We start from the raw sequence: 17,564 nt of genomic DNA on the forward strand, positions 1-17,564 counted from the left end.
GAAAGCTAACATTGGTCTAGAATTGGTTAAATTTTTTTACTAAATCAATAATTAATTTGGGATTTTCGGTAATCTGTTTTGTATCAAACCACCGCATATCGGGAAATTGATTTTTAAAATAAGTCAATTGTCTTTTTGCATATCTTCGAGAATCGCGCTTAATTAAAGTTTCAACCTCCGACAAGTCATACTGATTAGCGAAGTATCCAGCAAATTCACGATATCCAATTGCTTTTTTTGATTGAAAATTACCTTGTTGACGAAAAAGATTTTCGGCTTCTTTCACAATTCCCTTTTCAAACATCCTTTCAACCCGTTGATTAATCCGATCATAAAGCTGTGAACGTTCTGTGTTCAAACCAATCAACAAAGCATTATAAAGACGATTCTCTATTCCGGCTTTTTTAGGAACAATTGGGTTATCCTTATCAGAAATTCTCCGATCGCCCAAAAGTGTCTGCAAAAAAAAGCCAGATCCACCGACAATCAAAGGAATCTTCTTTTTAGACGATATTTGATTGATAACTATTCGTGCGTCTCTTGCAAATTCATAGGCACTGTAGGATTCGTCGACTTCTTTGATATCGATAAAATGATGTTTAACCTTTGCTAAATCATCTTTACTCGGCTTTGCCGTTCCAATATCCAAACCACGATAAATTTGAAAGGCATCTTCGGAAATAATTTCACTGTCAATCATCTGGGCAATTTTAATTGCCAGATCACTTTTTCCACTAGCGGTCGGTCCAGCAATTACAACAACTTTTTCTTTCAAATGTGGATCACTCATTTATTAATTCCTTGAATTTGTTCTCTTAAAAACGTTGCCGAGTCAAGTTGATCAGTAATAATCGCCTTTAAATGAAATTTAAAAGCCTTCTTAAGATATGATTGTCGATTAACAACCCAAGGGGTCAATCGAGCTTTTTTAAAAGAATAGAAAATCAGGCGGTTCAAAAGAAAACGCGAGCTCAAATTAATTTGTTGGATTCTACCAAAAAAATACCCAAAAAGGCAACGCGGTCCAATCACAAAACTCAAGCGTGCAAGAGGGATTTCTGGATCCAAATTTCTCAAATTATGAATTGTTTTAGGATTAAAAGACTGTAGAACGATCTGCCATTTGGCAGCGGAAAATTTTTTAATTATCTGCAGAACCTTTTTTTCGATTCCAGGGTAATCAAAATGGTCGGTTTTTAGTTCAATCAAAAGCATCCGGTCATAATCGATTGAGTAAAGCCAATCCAAATATTCCTCAAAAGTCAGAATACGAACATTTTTAAATTTTTTCGAAAACCAGCTGCCAAAATCAAGTTTTTTTAATTCGGATAATGTTTTGTCTTTAACAAATCCACTTCCATTGGAAGTGCGATCGATTTTTTCATCATGAATAATTACCAGTTCTCCATCAGCAGTCATTTGCAAATCCATTTCCAGACCATTAACAGGATAATTTAAAGCAGCTTGAAAACTCGGTAAGGTATTTTCCGGTGCGACTAATTTGTAACCGCGATGAGCAAAAACATTCGTATACATAATAAATAGAATACTATCGAAAATAAACAATATCGAAAAAAAATACGCTGCTGGTTATTTTCGGATCTCCCCATGACCAAAAATTTCGTATTTGTAGCTCGTCAAAGCTGTTAGTCCCATTGGACCCCGGGCCTGAAGTTTTTGTGTACTTATTCCGATTTCAGCTCCAAAACCAAATTCAAAACCATCAGTAAAACGAGTCGATGCATTCTCAGTCACGACAGCTGCGTCAATTCTTTGCATAAACTCGGAGGCATTTTCAGCAGAATTCGTTAGAATCGCTTCCGTATGATGTGTTGTGTGTTTTCCTATCCAATCAATGGCTTCTTTTAGATTGTTCACCAAATGAACAGCGATAATCAGATCGTTATACTCGGTGTCCCAATCAAAATCTTTTGCCAATTCAACTCGGTTGTCAATTAATCGAACTTCCTTGTCACCTCTTATTTCGACCCCCTCGTTAGACAATCGATCAAATAATTTTGGTAGAAATTCCTTTGCGATATCAGCATGAACCAAAAGTTTTTCAGCTGAATTGCAAACAGAAGGATTTTGAATCTTGGAATTAACAATCACTTTAATTGCCTCCTCCTGATCGGCCGACTTATCGACAAAAATATGGTCATTTCCGGCACCGGTTTCAATCACAGGAACAGTCGAATTATCAACGACATAATTAATAAACGAGCCTGATCCTCGGGGAATCAAAACATCAATGAATTTTCTTAAATGAAGTAATTCTTTGACAGAATCATGACTTGTATCTTCAATTAATTGAACAATATTTTCAGAATAGCCAAGTTTCTTCAAGCTTTGTTGCAGGATCGAAACCAACACTTGATTCGTTTTAATGGATTCTTTGCCGCCGCGTAAGATAACTGCGTTAGCTGATTTAATTGTCAAAGCTGCAGCATCAATTGTCACGTTCGGCCGTGCCTCGTAAATCATCGCAACAACCCCTAATGGAACCGTTTTTTTAACTACTTTGAAGCCCGCTTTTGCTTGCCAACTTGTATTTCCTTCTGACAAGGGATCAGCAAGTTTAACCAAAGCTTTTAAAGAGGAAGCAATAGTGGAAATTTTCTCTTTACTTAACTGGAGCCGTTTTTGCATTGGCAAGCTTAAATCATCTCGATGTTCTTTAAGTTCTTGAACATTAATTTCGACGATTTTGTCGGAGTTTTTCTCAATTTCCGAAGCGAAGGACAAAAGAATTTTATTTCTTTCGTCAATCGAAAGCCCAGAAACTATTTGTGAAGCTGCTTGAGCCCTCTCACCGATTAAATTTATTTGCTTATGTAATTTATTTGTATTCATTGGCGAATAAAGTTCCAATCTCTTGACCCGAAAGAGCCTTCAAAATACCATCAGGTTCGGATCCAGGAAGTAATAGCATTTGCTTATCATTTTTTAAAAGATACTTAGCTGCTTTTAATTTTGTTAACATTCCACCTTTTCCGAGATTGCTTTTGCCGGAGGCCAAATTAATAACCTGCTTGGTGATCGAACCAACCCGCTTGATAGCTTTAGCATTGGCAAACTCATGAGGATTTCTATCATAAAGTGCATCAACATCTGATAAAATAATCAAACCATCGGCATCGATAATTTTTGTTACCATCGCCGCTAAGCAGTCGTTATCACCAAACGAATGTTGATGATCCATTTCGTCAACGGCAATTACGTCGTTCTCATTAATAATCGGAATTGCCTTCATTTTCAGCAATTCCCGCAAGGCATTTAACATATTTTCGAGCATTTTTGGATTATCGAATACATCATAAGTCAAAAGAATTTGACCGGTAATCTGGTGATAAAAAGAAAAGTTTTGATTGTAAATAGCCATTAAATCAGCTTGGCCAATCGCTGCTAAAGCCTGTTGTCGAGGAATTTCGTTTGGACGTTCTTTAAATCCAAGCTGATTTATCGCAACGCCAACCGCCCCGGAAGTTACAAAAACTACTTCCCGGTTTTGATTTCGCAAAGCACAAAGCGTCTGAACCAATTGACCGATTATCGGTAAATTAATCTGGCCATTTTCTTGAACAATCGTTGAAGTACCAACTTTAACAACGATTTTTTTCCAATTATCGAAACTTTTTTCTGCCATGGTTGATAGTTGCTAGAATAGCATTATTAACAGTTTCAATAAAGTGGTTCTCCTCAAGCGATTCGACTCCATCGGCAGTTGATCCACCTGGTGAAGCAACTTTTTTGACTAATTGATCAGCAGTTTTTCCGCTTTGAAGAATATTCTCGGTTGATCCTTTAATCGTATGTAAAGCAATCTGCAAAGATTCCTTGCTATCGATTCCCTGCTTTATTCCTGCTTCCTGCAAAGCTTTGATAAACAATGCGACAAAGGCGGGACCCGATCCGGCAATCGCCGAAAAAGCCGGAAAATCCCTTTCGGCCAGTTCAATAATCGTACCAAAAGCCTGCAAAAAGTTTTTTGTTAATTTAAGATCCTCATTGGACAAGTTCTGCCCGAAAGCAACCGAGGTCAATGAATTATTAAATTCTGCATTAACGTTTGGAAGAACGCGAACTATTTTTGCTGTTGGCAAAAATTCCGTTAGTTCTTTAAGGCTTGTTGATCCTAGAACCGAAACAATTAATTTGTTTGCAAACTTTTCCGAACCAACCTGCTGGACAATGCTATCTAACTGTTCAGGCAAAAAAGCCAAAACAATTAAATCGCAATCAGCAAGCAGCCGATCTTCGTCAACATTATTGATAGCCAGTCTTTTTGACAGAAGAGCGGCGCTATGTGGAGAACTGACAAAAATGTCTTCCGATCTAAAACCAGCTTTTAGTAAACCCATGATAATTGCCGATGATAAATTACCGGCACCTAGAAAACCATATTTCATTTTAACCTCTAATTCTTAAAAGAATGAATCGGAGCAGGTATATGACCGCCACGATTAATAAACGCTGTTGAAGATTTTTCGATAACCGGCATAATCGGCGCCCGTCCAAGCAAACCGCCAAAGTCAATCGAATCTCCAACACTTTTCCCTGGAACCGGAATCACGCGTACGGCTGTAGTTTTATTGTTTTGAACACCAATCGCCGCTTCGTCCGCTATCATCGCCGAAATTGTCGACGCCGGCGTATTCCCAGGAATGGCAATCATGTCCAGTCCAACCGAACAAACAGAGGTCATGGCTTCCAGCTTACTGATACCTAAGGTGCCGGCAACTGTTGCATCAATCATTCCAGCATCCTCGGAAACCGGAATGAACGCACCCGACAAGCCCCCAACGCGCTGACTAGCCATTACGCCGCCTTTTTTAATTGCATCGTTTAGAAGCATTAAGGCAGCCGTCGTTCCGTGCGTCCCAACCTGTTCCAGACCGATTTCTTCCAAAACCTCGGCAACCGAATCTCCACGAGCAGGTGTTGGAGCCAAACTTAAATCAACAATTCCAAAAGGAAGACCAAGTTTTTTAGCTGTCAGTCCACCAATCAGTTGACCAATTCGGGTTATTTTAAAGGCTGTCGTCTTAATTTTTTCGGCAACGACATCAATTGACCGATCCCTAACTGTCTCCAATGCCCTTTTTACAACACCCGGTCCGGAAACACCAACATTGATAACCGCATCGTCTTCAGACACACCGTGAAAAGCCCCGGCCATAAAGGGATTGTCTTCAACGGCATTTGCAAAAACCACCAATTTTGCATTTCCTAAAGGATCGACTTCGGAAATCCGTTTGATCGTTCTACCCGTTTTTCCAACTGCATTTAAATTAATACCTGCTTTAGTCGAAGCAATGTTAATACTCGACATCAAAAGTTTAGTTGTACTCAGGACTTCCGGAAGACTATCAATCAACATTTTTTCAGTCGGCGTACTGCCCTTTTGAATCAAAGCCGAATAGCCACCTAAAAAATCAACACCAACATCGGCAGCTGCTTGATCAAGAGCGCGAGCTATTTTAATCAAGCCATCATAATCAGTGTTTCCGGCTAATAAAGAGACCGGTGTTACAGAAATTCGTTTATTAACAATTGGTACCCCGAAATCCCGTTTGAGTTGTTGGGCAGTTTCTACCAGTTTTCCGGCTTTATCAACAATTTTTCTGTGAACCTTTTCTGCTGTCCGCTGGCCATCCCCGCCAATACAGTCCAAAAGTGAAATTCCCATCGTCACAGTTCGAATATCGAAATGTTCTTCAGAAATCATCTGGATTGTTTCATTTATTTTATTAATATCCATAGCGGCTCCAATTAGATTTTAGACATTGAATTAAAAATTTCTTCTCTTTGTATTTGAATAGAGACGCCAAGTTTTTGTCCAACTTTGGTCAGTTCGACCTGCAAATTAGAAAATTTAGCATCAATTTCAGTAATGTCGATCAACATACTCATAGTAAAAATCTTATCCATTAAAGTCTGGGCTACATCAAGGATATTCGCCTGATTATCAGCTAATGTTTTTGAAACGCCCGCAATAATACCTGGACGGTCATTACCAATTACTGTCACAACTGCTCTTTTCATTATTTTTGCTCTCCTTGTTGAAATACTGCTAAATCGAATGTATGTTTAATCAACGTCGCAATCGTCATTGGTCCAACTCCTCCCGGGACCGGAGAAATTTGTGAAACATGTGGATAAACTTTTTCAAAATCAACATCGCCAGTTGCATGCCCATTAAGCTTGTTTGCACCTACATCGATAACAACGACATCTTTTTTTAAATCAGTAAATTGAAACCAATTAGCCTTGCCGATCGCAACGACAATCAAATCAGCCCTTTTCGCAAACTGCCGCAATTGATCGACCGGTGTCTTTGAATGGGCTAGCGTGACGGTCATGTCGCGATTCGTTAATAAAACACTCATTGGGCGGCCAAAAAGAACTGAACGGCCAATCACCAACGCGTTTTTAGCGGCAAATTGATAATGATATGCCTCCAGAAGAGATATTACTCCAGCCGGTGTAGCTGGAACAATATAATTCTCTTTAGCATTTTCAAATAATAATCCTTGATTAAAGGCAGAAAGACCATCAGCATCTTTTAATGGATCGATTGCATTGAAAATCTTTGATTCATCGATTCCATCTCCTAGTGGCGACTGAACCAAAATTCCACAAATACTCGAATCCATGTTTAATTTTGAAAGCAGCCTGAGAATATCATCTGTTTTCCAAGAATTATCAACTTTGTATTCCACCGAGATAAGCCCGGCAAAAGTTGCCCGGCGGATTTTCATACCGACGTACATTTTGCTTCCTTCGTTTTCCTCATTATAAATAGTCGCTAATTTAACCGGAAAACCGGCTTTCGCAACTTTATCTTTAACCTCTTGAAGAATTTTTTTCGAAACGCTTCTTCCATCTAGTATCTGAACCATGGATAAATTATCGCATATTGTAAAAAAACGATCGATAAAAAGTCAGCTTTTGTGTCAAAGGATTAAAAGCTTCTAAATTATGATTGTCGAATTTGATCTAAATAGTTTTATAAACTATAGTTTATAGTGTTTAAGACTACATAAAAAATAATGTATGCCATAGGAGATTAAAATGACCGAAAAAATTGCCATCTTAATTGATTCATGTTCTGATGCACCACAATATTTACAGGACAAAGATTATGTTAAAACCGTTTCGATGCAAATTCATTGGGATGGAAAAGTTCTTAGAGATAGAGTAGACATTAGTCCTGATCAGTTTTATCGGAAAATTAAACACGGCGCAAGTATTCCAACTACTTCAAGCCCGCAAAGCGGAGATATTCTTGAAAAATTCCAGGAACTGGAAAAAGAAGGTTATAGCGATGTTATTGCGATCTGTATTTCAAGTGGATTGTCAACAACTTATAATCAAATAAGTTTGTTGGCCAGTCAACAGAGCAACTTGAATATCAAAGTGATTGATACAAAAAATATCGGTATCGGCAGCGGACTATTTGCAGTTTATGCCGACGACTTAATAAAAAAAGAGCTTCCCTTTTCAAAAATTGTGCAATTAGTTGAAGAATCAGTCGACAGCGGTAAAATCTTCTTTTATATTCCAACGCTGAAATATTTGGCGGCCGGCGGCCGGATTGGTAAAGTCGCAAGTATTCTCGGATCGGCTCTGGATATTAAGCCAATTATTTCCTGCAACGACGAGGGTGTTTATTACACAGTAACCAAAGCACGCGGCGAAAAAAAAGCAATCGAAAAAATGCTGGCATTAGTTGAAAAAACTGCTAATTTAGAAAAAAGAGTTAGAATTGCTGTTGCCGAAGGTGATAATATGACTCTTTTGAAATATGTCTGCCAGAAATTGGAAAAAATTTATCCAAATCAGCAAATCTATACAGGAAATATTTCACCTGCTCTAGGAGTCCACACCGGGCCAGGATTAATCGGTATCGCAGTTCACATCGAAAAATAGGACGGTAAAGGTAGATTATAAGAAATGAATTTGGAAAAAAAGTTGCCTCTTTGGAATGAACTACCAACTTTTGATATATATCTTGATCAATTGCTGGATATCACAAATGACTATGTTTCTCCGGTCACCGGGGAACTTTTAACGAAAACAATGATGCACAATTACACAAAAGCTCAAGTAATCGTGCGCCCGAAAAATAAACGTTATAGTCGAATACACTTGGCTGGAGCGATAATTGTTTCGTTATTAAAAAGTGTTTTTTCATTAGATGCAATTAAAAAAGGATTCCAAATCGAACTTAATCACGGTCCTTCCGAAGATGTTTACAATCGTTTTATCGAAATGTTCAATCAAGTATCCTCGCAAAATGATTTGTCAGAAGCACTAAACAGACTGCCGGAAATCGATTCAAAAGCGGCAATTATTCAGTATGAAGCGATCATGGCAGTTGTTTTCCGGCTAAAAGCCCTATCAACGATGGAAAAGATCGTGAAAAAATAAGGAGTAGCTCTCCAAAAAATTAAGAACTTTTTTCAATAAGCATTGCAATTCAGAAAAAAGCTTGTATAGTGAATATCAAGTTATAATGAAAAATGAAATTCAGACAACTTCATTTGTTTCCAGTATTGCTCGACGATAAAAAGTTTTTTACATTTGTTCTGTAAAATAACTGTTTTTTTATACTCATTTTTAGGAGAAATACATAATGAAACTTTGGGGTGGACGTTTTACTAAAGGCGAAGATGCCGACATGACAAGCTTTGATAACTCTTTGCCAACCAGCAAATTGCTTTACAAAGAAGATATTCAGGGATCGATTGCCCATGCAAAAATGCTTGGTAAACAAAATATTATCAGTCAAAAAGAGTCGGCAGCAATTGTCGATGGACTAAAAGAAATCCTTACGGATGTTGAACAAGGAAGCCTCATAATTCCGGATTCTGGATACGAAGATATACATAGTTTTATCGAAACGACTCTGACTAAAAAATTGGCGAAGACGGAAAAAAACTTCACACGGCCCGATCACGTAATGATCAAATTGCCGTTGATACAAAAATGTATTTTAAAAATCGTCTCCAAGGAATTTTAGAAGAAATAGATGATTTAGTCGATACTTTTATCGCAAAAGGGCAAGAAAATCCTTATCTTATGCCCGGTTATACTCATCTTCAAAAAGCCCAAACGATTACTTTTAAATATTATTTGGATGCTTATGCGCAAATGCTTTTGCGTGACAAGAAACGTTTATTAAACGCCATCAATATAATGGACGAAAATCCATTGGGTTCTGGGGCTTTAGCAGGTACAACCCATAATATCGATCGTCAATTAACAACGGAACTGTTGAATTTTAAAAAACCGGTCAAAAATTTTATCGACGGAGTTTCCGACCGAGATTACGTAATCGAAACCCTGTCTGATTTTTCAATCATTGGAGTACATCTATCGAGGTTGTCCGAAGAATTGATAATTTATGCCAGCCAAGAATTTCAATACGTCACTTTTGATGATTCCCTTTCAACTGGTTCTTCAATGATGCCACAAAAAAAGAATGCCGACTCAGCCGAACTTATTCGTGGAAATTCGGCTTTGTTGATCGGTGAATTGAATCAAATATTAGTTATTATGAAGGGCCTGCCATTAGCCTATGACAAGGATATGCAACTTGATAAAGAAACCTTTTTGCCGGCTTTTGATCATATAGAAAAAATGTTGCTGATTGCAAAAAAGATTGTTTCAACATTAAAAATTAATCGCGTCAAGCTACAAAAAGCAGTTAAAAATGGTTTTTTAAACGCAACTGATTTAGCAGATTACCTAGTTAAAAAAGGACGACCTTTCAGAGACGCCCACACGGTCGTCGGACAAGCTGTCCTATTTGCAGAAAAACACCAAAAAGCACTTGAAGATTTGACAATCGAGGAATTAAAACAATTTGATCAAATTATCGACGAGGATGTTTATCATTATTTGAACATTCAAGAGTCTATTCACAAAGGGATCAAAAAGGAAATGCTATGAAGAAAGGAAAATTTATTAATTATCTAACCCGCCGACGACGATTTTTCAACTAGTTTTCAAGCAAAAATAAAAAATTGTTTAAGAAGGAGAAAAAATGGCAGATAAAATTGTTTTAGCTTATTCAGGTGGTCTGGACACGTCCGTAACGATCCCTTGGTTAAAAGATAAAGGATATGAAGTAATTGCGGTCTCATTGGATGTTGGCCAGCATGGAAAGCAAATCGAGAATATTCAAAAAAAGGCTTTAAAGATCGGTGCAATTCAATCATTCATAATTGATGGTAAAGACGAATTCGCTGAGAACTATGTCAGCAAAGTAATTAAATCAAACGCTCTCTATGAAGGAGAATACCCACTCGTTTCAGCTCTCTCTCGACCGCTGATTATCGAAAAACTGGTTCAAACAGCTCATGATAATAATGCCGTCGCCATAGCCCATGGATCAACTGGTAAAGGAAATGACCAGGTTCGCTTCGAAGCAGCAATTCACGCCCTTGATCCGGAAATGAAAATTGAAGCTCCAATCCGTGATTTCCAATGGTCTCGTGAAGAAGAAATCGAATATGCTCATCAACATAATGTTCCGGTACCGATTAATTTTGATTCTCCCTATTCAATTGACGAAAATTTATGGGGACGTTCCAACGAGGCCGGAATTCTGGAAAATCCCTGGAATCAGGCTCCGGCGGATGCCTATGCCTTGACATCGCCGGTTGAAGATACACCTGATGAAGCCGATTTTGTTGATATTGAATTTAAAAATGGTTTACCAATTTCAGTAAATGATCAAGAAATGAAAATGGCCGATCTAATTGTATATTTGAATAAATTGGCCGGAATTCACGGTATTGGCCGAATCGATCACGTAGAAAATCGTCTAATCGGTATTAAATCACGCGAAATTTATGAAACACCGGCAGCAGCCGTCATCATGACCGCCCATAAAGATCTAGAGGATATCACTTTAGAACACGATGTTGCCCACTTTAAACCGATTATCGAGCAAAAAATCACCAACTTAATTTACAACGCAATGTGGATTTCTCCCCTTTTCGATGCTCTGAATAAATTTATCGACGAAACGCAAAAAGTTGTCAACGGTACCGTTAAAATGAAACTTTATAAAGGCACAGCGACAGCCGTTGCCAGAAAATCAGAAAATAATTCACTCTACTCTGAAAAACTGGCAACTTATACTTCGGCAAATTCTTTCGATGAACAAGCAGCAGTTGGATTTATGAAACTTTATACTCTGCCAGCAACCGTATATGAGCAGGTAAACCATATCCATTCAAAGGAAAAAGAAGAAATCTAACAGTAGGAACACCTATTAAACACTTTTTTGTTAAAGTGTTTTTTATTTTGTAGTAAAAAATCGTAATTTAAAAAGTCAATTTTTTAAAAATCGAGAATTCAGGTCATGCTAGACTGATCGTTAACAAAATAAAAATTGGAGAAAAAATGATAAATAATTTAAAAAAGAAAAAAATTTTAATCATTGGCGGTAGTTCTGGTTTTGGAAAAGAAATTGCAAAAGAAGCATCTCAGTCTGGTGCTCAAGTATCAATTGTTGGACATAGTTTGAAAAATTTGGAAAAGGCAAAAAAAGATTTCGAAAAAGAAAAAATAACTATTTCCAGCGAAAATATCGATGCAAGTGATAATAATCAACTAACCGATTACTTCAAAAAATCCGGTAACTTCGATCATATAATTTCAATGCTTGGAGGCGCAATGGCCGGAGGATTTTTGAATTCTTCAATTGCAATGATTAGAAAAACGATTGAAGACAAATTTTTCGCAGATATGGAACTTGCCAAAATTTCAACAAAATATCTTAATAAAAAAGGTTCTCTTATCTTAACCGCAGGATCGGGTGGCCATCCAAATGATTCATCCGGAGCTATTATCGGCAATCAAGCAATCAAAACAATGATTCAGGGTCTTGCACTTGAATTAGCGCCGGATTTTCGTGCGAACGCCATCGCTCCGACTTGGACTCCGACTGGTTTATGGAAAGAACTTTCAAAGAAACAACTTGAAGAGACAAGCAATCAAATGTCAAAGGCAATTCCTTTGCAACGAGTTGCAAACCTTGCAGAAGTCGCTTCTGCCTATCTCTTTTTAATGAACAATAATTTAATAACCGGACAGACAATCAATATAGATGGCGGCTATTCATTGGTTTGATATGCTTTGATTATTTTTTTTTAATAAGATGTTGACAGAAAATTGTCAAAGACAAACTCAAAATTGCCAGTATGAAAAGAATCGCAAAGTCAAGACGTCCACCAATTAGCGTAGCTTTGGATGACGATATATTGGAAAAGATAATGCTTTGAAAAGCAATCATTGCAGACATTACTGCTGTCCCGATCGAACCCGCATATTGTTGGGCCATATTAAAGAGAGAACTTTGATCGGCTCTTTTTTTGTTATCAACATATTTACTGGCATCAGACATAGTATTACCAAAACCAAGGTTGAAACCAAGACGTAATATCAAGTAGAAAAACATAATCAACCAAATTGTTAGATGGTCAGTAAAAATCCATAAAAGAAACGCTCCGAAAACGATCAGAGAATTACTTAAAATCAACGGAAATTTAGCACCGACCTTATCGTACCAACTCCCGGCGATTGGGGCAGTTGCTGCACCAAGCAGAGATCCGGGAAGCAATATCAAACCAGCTAAAAGAGAATTTGTTTTCAAAAAATTCTCTGCAAAAATCGGGATCAAAAATGATAAACCGATATTAATGGCCTGCAAAGAAAAATAATTGAAAAGGCGTAAGTTTACGATTGGTTTTAAAATTGAAAAATCAAACAAATGACGCGAACTAAAATGATCATAAACAAGATAAACAAATAAAATAACAAGCGTAGAGAATAACGAAAATTGAAAACGATAGTTCAAACCATATTTACTGAATTGTGTCAAAGTGAACTCTAGACCGATTAAAATCAAAGCCAACAAAAATAATCCAATAAAATCAAAGGATAAATCCTCTTTTTTTGTTTCTAATGAAATATTGCGTGAACCAATCCAAAGAACAATAAACAGTATTGGGATGATTATCCAAAAAATAATCCGCCAAGAAAAATAATTGTTTAAAATTCCTCCATAAGTTGGTCCCAGAGCGGGTGCTAAGGAGATCAGCATAGCAGCAAAACCATTATATTGACCCAACTTTTGCATTGGTATTGTTCTGAAAATAATATAAAAAAGTGTCGGCGTTGCTAAACCAGTTGAAGCCGATTGAAAAAGACGTCCAATCAGCAGTATGAGAAAGTCGGGCGCCATAGCGCACAAGAAACTTCCAGCGATATTAATCGCAACAGCAAATAAAAATACTTTTTTAACATTAATTCGTTTCAGCAGATAAGCTGTTGTTGCCATAACGATCGTGACCAATAACAAGTAGCCGGTTGTCAGCCACTGGACTGTATTTAAACTGACATTCATTTGCTGCATCAAAGTTGGGAAAGTCACATTCATCGATGTCTCGATTAAAATCCCCAAAAATGATAATAATCCAATTGCTAAAATAGATAATTTTGTTCTTATATTAATCTCTTCTGTGCTTTTCAATGAAAAATGTTTGCTCCTTTTTATAAATTATTTTTGACCCTAAATAAATTTTGATAACTATAGAAGGCAATAAAAAAGCGATCGAATAATACTCATTCGGTCACTCCCGGTGATCAATCGATAAATATCTTAGAACCGTCTAATACTGGATCGGGACAAATCACAGTAAATCAAGAAAGACAAAGTTCCAACAATTATAGACGAAGAAATACAAAATGCAATTCAAGAGTCTCCCCTATTCTACACTTTGATAATAGATTTCTTCAAGCATCGACAAATTAATTATTTTTTGAAAATTAATTTAAGTGAAGTTCTCTATTTACAAAAATCTGTAACTAAATAAAAAGAACCATAATTTAAATACGATTCTTTTCACAAAAATTTTATTTTTGATTACAAATTATCACCTTGAGCTCGAAGTAATGCGCCCAATGATGGTTGTTTCTCTAAATCGAAATGATATTTCTCTGCATATTGATCAACAGCATCCTGTCCATACAGTTTTGGATCAAGTGGCATATAATCCGTTGGGAATGGATCGTCTTTTTTGATCACCGCGTTAACAACAATCGGTTTTTTATTACCACTTTCCTGCAATTTCTTAATTTTGGTGAAAACCTGATCGATATCAGCAATCGTTTTAACCGTAAAACTAATCGCGCCAAGCCCTTCACTAACTTTAGCCCAATCAGCTCCAGTTAAATCAACGCCATAAAAATGTTGTTTTGTCTGAACTTGTTCATGATATATAAAACCAAAGCGATCATTTGAAAAAACAATGTTAATAACAGGGAGGCCATAACGAACTTCTGTAATAAGGTCTTGAACAACCATCGAAAATCCGCCATCACCGGAAAGCGACCAAGCTTGGCCATCTGGAACACTTAAAGCACCGGCAAGGCCGCCTGGCAAACCAAAACCCATTGTGGCGAATAAGCCCGAAATGGCAAAACGCTGATTATGATTCATTGGTAATCCACGTGCTCCCCATTCAGAGACGTTGCCGGTGTCAACCGCATAAGTATCGTTTGGACCAACCATGGAAGCGATTTTCGCAGTAACCGATTCTGGATTTAATCCGTCGCTTTCATCTTTAGCTAATTCAGCAAGCCAATTATCCCAATTACGTTTGTTCTCTTGGTTTGCTTTTAGCCAATTACCAGCTGGCAGTGTTTGCCCAGTGTCGATTAAAGCCTGAAGATAACTTTTAGCATCGGAAATAACCGCATAATCAACATCGACAGTTTTTCCAATATCGAACGGATTGTTATTAACTTCGATAACTTTAATATTCTTTGGCCAAAAACCTGCAAATGGAAATTCAGAAGCAAGAAACAGAATTAAATCAGTATGTTGAAGTGCCTCAAACCCAGACTTACTGCCAAGACGACCAAAAGTTCCAATAAAATTAGGATCGTCCGTACTAATCACTCCAGTTGCCGGGACCGTATTCATAACAGGAATATTAAACTGCTCGGAAAACTTGGTTAAAACATCTCGAGCTCCCAATAATCCACGGCCGGCATATATCGAAGGATGTTTAGCGACTTTCAGCATTGCCAAAGTATCGGAAACGGCCTTTGAATCGACCTTCTGGGAAAAATTATTTGCAACGACCTTTGGTGTTTTTGTCTCTTTATAATCAATTTCTTTCGCGGCCAAATTTTCCGGTAAAACAACCGTGGCAACCCCCTTCTGCCGATAAGCTTCACGAATTGCTTGATTGATGACATAAGGAATTTGTTCAGCGGTTGTAACAGTGCGATTATAGACAGATACATCGCTAAAAAGCGGTACTTCGTCCATTTCTTGGAAGTAATTGGTATTCATCGTTTCCTGAGGTACCTGGCCGATTATTGCCAGCAATGGAACATGATCCATTTTAGCATCGTATAAACCGTTAAATAAATGGGTCGCACCGGGACCAGCCGATCCAAAAGCGACACCGATTTTACCAGTAAATTTTGCATCCGCCGAAGCGGCTAAAGCACCAACTTCTTCATGACGAACTTGAATATATTTAACTTTGTCCTGCTCTAAATAAAGACCTTCAACCGTATGATTGATCGAACCGCCGGGGATTCCATATACATGGTCAACGCCCCAATCCTCTAAAGCCTTGACTAAAGCCCGTCCAGCTATCATTTTTGTCATTTTGCGAGACCTCCTCAATGTCTGTCTGTACTGATCAAGTAAAGTATCGGTTAGAAGGAAGATACTTCACTATAAAACCAACAATAGTCCTAAAAAACTCGAAAACATATTTAACGGATAAACTGAAAATTAAAATTTTTAATTAAGCCGGTCGAGTTTTCCAGAAAATTGAAAAACGTGTTCTAAATACTTGCAAAAGTTCGTAAACAATTTGTTTCTTTGATTGATAATTCCGTAAATTGAATCGTAGTTAAAAATTTCAATATCAGGTCAGGCTTAGGCTTCCTCAATAATTGCTCATACAAATAATTCAATCTACTTGATCTAATCTTGGTTGTAACAATCAAACAAAATTACTTTTATTTAGTACTTACATTTATTTCGCAAAGACAAATTATAATCTAACTGTAAGCGATGTCAATAGTTGTCCAATTAAAGGTTCGCAAAAACTACAGGTTTGTGAATAAAATATTATTTTTTATGTCCCCATTTAAGTACCGGTTTGTAAACATTAGTCAACATTCTTTAATCAAACAGGTGGTGCAGCTGATGGCAACAAAAATTAACAAGGTTTAAAATTAGTAATTATTAAAGAAATTTAAAAATTGAAGTTTAGATAATTAAACTTGGATGATAAAGGGTAAAAAAATAATGATTTTTTTTAAAAATAAACATATTTTAGTCGTCGTTACCGGCGGCATAGCCGCCTATAAGTCGGCAATTTTAGTTCGTTCCTTAATTAAAAAGGGAGGCAATGTCCGAGTTGCAATGACTAAATCGGCTGAGAATTTTGTTACCCCACTTACTTTTTCGACCTTAACCAAGCACACTGTACTGACTGATATCTTTAAAGCAAACGACGGTAGCGTTGATCATGTTGCCTGGGCCCGTTGGGCTGATTTTATTTTCGTAGTTCCAGCAACCGCAAATTTTGTTGCTAAAATGGCTCATGGGATCGCAGATGACACTGCATCGACACTTTTATTGGCCAGTCCAGCAGAAAAAGTCATTGCTCCGTCAATGAATGATCAAATGTGGAATAATCCGGCGACGGTCCGCAACATAAAGCAGTTAGATACAGACGGAATTTTAATAATCGAACCAACTACCGGTTTTTTGGCTGAAGGTTATGACGGCAAAGGTCGTCTTCCGGAAAGCAATGATATTTTAGAACAAGCCCAAATTCGACTACTGGCCAAAAACGGAAAACTTAAAAATAAAAATGTCTTAATAACTGCCGGAGGAACAAAAGAAGCACTTGATCCTTTACGTTATATAACTAATCGTTCGTCAGGCAAAATGGGTTACGCGCTGGCCCAGGCGGCTGTCGAAGCTGGAGCTGTCGTAACCTTGATTTCGACAGTAGAACGTCGATTGCCCTTTGGCAGTAAATTAATAAAAGTGACCGATGCTCGGGAAATGCTGGACACCGTGTTGGAACATTTTGATAAGACAGATATCTTCATTTCAGCAGCAGCAGTTTCTGATTTTCGTCCAGCCAAACAATCAAATCAAAAAATAAAAAAAACCGGTAACCAAGGATTAAAAGTAGAGCTTGTTCAAAATCCAGATATTCTAGCAACTGTCGGAGCAAAAAAAACCGGACAATTCGTTGTTGGTTTTGCCGCTGAAACAGAAAATATAGTCGAGTATGCCAAAAACAAATTGGTTAAAAAGCATGCCGATATGATCGTTGCAAACGAGGTTGGACACCCTGATAGTGGATTTAATGTCGACAATAATCGTGTGATTATTTTCCGTCCAAAACAAGCGCAGAAGGAATTCCCTTTACAAAGTAAAATCGATACTGCCCGTTCAATCATAGAAGAAATTATCAAAAGCGTATTTGAATAAATTTGTA

At 37.4% G+C, this 17,564-nt stretch carries 15 protein-coding genes and 1 pseudogene; 6 read left to right on the forward strand and 10 right to left on the reverse strand.

Annotated features, from left to right (window positions below; translation table 11 throughout):
- Positions 1-16 precede the first annotated feature (16 nt).
- The 8 genes from J3U91_RS05625 to J3U91_RS05660 are packed head-to-tail and all read right to left on the reverse strand — an operon-like array spanning position 17 to position 6,902.
- Positions 17-790, reverse strand: coding sequence for a tRNA (adenosine(37)-N6)-dimethylallyltransferase (locus J3U91_RS05625; protein ID WP_002816636.1), 774 nt, complete (start codon positions 788-790; stop codon positions 17-19).
- Entirely contained in the window at positions 787-1,536 is a 750-nt protein-coding gene (locus tag J3U91_RS05630; protein WP_002820513.1) for a glycerophosphodiester phosphodiesterase family protein, read from the reverse strand. The genes J3U91_RS05625 and J3U91_RS05630 overlap by 4 nt, the downstream gene beginning before the upstream one ends.
- 54 nt (positions 1,537-1,590) lie before the next feature.
- Complete coding sequence (locus J3U91_RS05635) at positions 1,591-2,853, reverse strand: glutamate-5-semialdehyde dehydrogenase (RefSeq protein WP_002821116.1); 1,263 nt, start codon at positions 2,851-2,853, stop codon at positions 1,591-1,593.
- Complete coding sequence (gene proB / locus J3U91_RS05640) at positions 2,840-3,646, reverse strand: glutamate 5-kinase (RefSeq protein ID WP_002820515.1); 807 nt, start codon at positions 3,644-3,646, stop codon at positions 2,840-2,842. The genes J3U91_RS05635 and proB overlap by 14 nt, the downstream gene beginning before the upstream one ends.
- The gene (gene proC / locus J3U91_RS05645) at positions 3,624-4,409 is read right to left on the reverse strand and encodes a pyrroline-5-carboxylate reductase (protein WP_002820516.1); all 786 of its coding nucleotides are present in this window, start codon (positions 4,407-4,409) and stop codon (positions 3,624-3,626) included. The genes proB and proC overlap by 23 nt, the downstream gene beginning before the upstream one ends.
- Before the next feature lie 8 nt (positions 4,410-4,417).
- Complete coding sequence (locus tag J3U91_RS05650) at positions 4,418-5,761, reverse strand: PFL family protein (protein ID WP_002826724.1); 1,344 nt, start codon at positions 5,759-5,761, stop codon at positions 4,418-4,420.
- A gap of 11 nt (positions 5,762-5,772) precedes the next feature.
- Positions 5,773-6,045, reverse strand: a complete 273-nt coding sequence (locus tag J3U91_RS05655) for an ACT domain-containing protein (RefSeq protein ID WP_002816630.1) — start codon at positions 6,043-6,045, stop codon at positions 5,773-5,775.
- Positions 6,045-6,902 (reverse strand): bifunctional 5,10-methylenetetrahydrofolate dehydrogenase/5,10-methenyltetrahydrofolate cyclohydrolase, encoded by an 858-nt coding sequence (locus tag J3U91_RS05660; protein WP_002820518.1) that lies wholly within the window; start codon positions 6,900-6,902, stop codon positions 6,045-6,047. The genes J3U91_RS05655 and J3U91_RS05660 overlap by 1 nt, the downstream gene beginning before the upstream one ends.
- Before the next feature lie 172 nt (positions 6,903-7,074).
- Between J3U91_RS05660 and J3U91_RS05665 the strand changes: the two genes are divergently transcribed.
- From J3U91_RS05665 to J3U91_RS05685, 5 genes and pseudogenes are all read left to right on the forward strand, one after another.
- Positions 7,075-7,932: a DegV family protein gene (locus tag J3U91_RS05665; protein WP_002820519.1), complete on the forward strand. Its 858-nt coding sequence runs from the start codon at positions 7,075-7,077 to the stop codon at positions 7,930-7,932.
- 24 nt (positions 7,933-7,956) lie between these two features.
- On the forward strand, positions 7,957-8,433 hold the full coding sequence (locus J3U91_RS05670) for a DUF1836 domain-containing protein (RefSeq protein ID WP_002820520.1): 477 nt from the start codon (positions 7,957-7,959) through the stop codon (positions 8,431-8,433).
- Positions 8,434-8,683: 250 nt separating this feature from the next.
- Positions 8,684-9,957 (forward strand): annotated as a pseudogene (gene argH / locus J3U91_RS05675) (argininosuccinate lyase).
- 94 nt (positions 9,958-10,051) lie between these two features.
- Positions 10,052-11,272: an argininosuccinate synthase gene (locus tag J3U91_RS05680; RefSeq protein ID WP_002820521.1), complete on the forward strand. Its 1,221-nt coding sequence runs from the start codon at positions 10,052-10,054 to the stop codon at positions 11,270-11,272.
- Positions 11,273-11,418: 146 nt separating this feature from the next.
- Complete coding sequence (locus J3U91_RS05685; RefSeq protein WP_002820523.1) at positions 11,419-12,147, forward strand: SDR family oxidoreductase; 729 nt, start codon at positions 11,419-11,421, stop codon at positions 12,145-12,147.
- Positions 12,148-12,157: 10 nt separating this feature from the next.
- On the opposite strand, the gene J3U91_RS05690 is transcribed toward J3U91_RS05685, so the two are convergent.
- Together J3U91_RS05690 and J3U91_RS05695 are read right to left on the reverse strand one after the other, a co-directional pair.
- Positions 12,158-13,549 carry an MFS transporter gene (locus tag J3U91_RS05690; RefSeq protein ID WP_002820525.1) on the reverse strand — a complete coding sequence of 464 codons (1,392 nt, stop codon included), beginning with the start codon at positions 13,547-13,549 and terminating at the stop codon, positions 12,158-12,160.
- A gap of 393 nt (positions 13,550-13,942) precedes the next feature.
- A complete protein-coding gene (locus tag J3U91_RS05695; protein ID WP_002820526.1) occupies positions 13,943-15,703 on the reverse strand; it encodes a thiamine pyrophosphate-binding protein in 1,761 nt (586 codons plus the stop codon).
- 651 nt (positions 15,704-16,354) lie between these two features.
- Here J3U91_RS05695 and coaBC point away from each other — a divergent pair.
- Positions 16,355-17,557 (forward strand): bifunctional phosphopantothenoylcysteine decarboxylase/phosphopantothenate--cysteine ligase CoaBC, encoded by a 1,203-nt coding sequence (coaBC, locus tag J3U91_RS05700; protein WP_002821120.1) that lies wholly within the window; start codon positions 16,355-16,357, stop codon positions 17,555-17,557.
- The last annotated feature ends 7 nt before the right edge of the window (positions 17,558-17,564 follow it).

Origin of the sequence: Oenococcus oeni (genome assembly GCF_020510245.1) — a bacterium.
In the GTDB taxonomy this organism is placed as follows: Bacteria; Bacillota; Bacilli; order Lactobacillales; family Lactobacillaceae; genus Oenococcus; species Oenococcus oeni.

Bases quoted from the DNA above. Each gene is read 5' to 3' on its own strand.
- J3U91_RS05625 (WP_002816636.1), bottom strand. From the start codon at position 790: ATGAGTGATCCACATTTGAAAGAAAAAGTTGTTGTAATTGCTGGACCG.
- J3U91_RS05630 (WP_002820513.1), bottom strand. From the start codon at position 1,536: ATGTATACGAATGTTTTTGCTCATCGCGGTTACAAATTAGTCGCACCG.
- J3U91_RS05635 (WP_002821116.1), bottom strand. From the start codon at position 2,853: ATGAATACAAATAAATTACATAAGCAAATAAATTTAATCGGTGAGAGG.
- proB (WP_002820515.1), bottom strand. From the start codon at position 3,646: ATGGCAGAAAAAAGTTTCGATAATTGGAAAAAAATCGTTGTTAAAGTT.
- proC (WP_002820516.1), bottom strand. From the start codon at position 4,409: ATGAAATATGGTTTTCTAGGTGCCGGTAATTTATCATCGGCAATTATC.
- J3U91_RS05650 (WP_002826724.1), bottom strand. From the start codon at position 5,761: ATGGATATTAATAAAATAAATGAAACAATCCAGATGATTTCTGAAGAA.
- J3U91_RS05655 (WP_002816630.1), bottom strand. From the start codon at position 6,045: ATGAAAAGAGCAGTTGTGACAGTAATTGGTAATGACCGTCCAGGTATT.
- J3U91_RS05660 (WP_002820518.1), bottom strand. From the start codon at position 6,902: ATGGTTCAGATACTAGATGGAAGAAGCGTTTCGAAAAAAATTCTTCAA.
- J3U91_RS05665 (WP_002820519.1), top strand. From the start codon at position 7,075: ATGACCGAAAAAATTGCCATCTTAATTGATTCATGTTCTGATGCACCA.
- J3U91_RS05670 (WP_002820520.1), top strand. From the start codon at position 7,957: ATGAATTTGGAAAAAAAGTTGCCTCTTTGGAATGAACTACCAACTTTT.
- J3U91_RS05680 (WP_002820521.1), top strand. From the start codon at position 10,052: ATGGCAGATAAAATTGTTTTAGCTTATTCAGGTGGTCTGGACACGTCC.
- J3U91_RS05685 (WP_002820523.1), top strand. From the start codon at position 11,419: ATGATAAATAATTTAAAAAAGAAAAAAATTTTAATCATTGGCGGTAGT.
- J3U91_RS05695 (WP_002820526.1), bottom strand. From the start codon at position 15,703: ATGACAAAAATGATAGCTGGACGGGCTTTAGTCAAGGCTTTAGAGGAT.
- coaBC (WP_002821120.1), top strand. From the start codon at position 16,355: ATGATTTTTTTTAAAAATAAACATATTTTAGTCGTCGTTACCGGCGGC.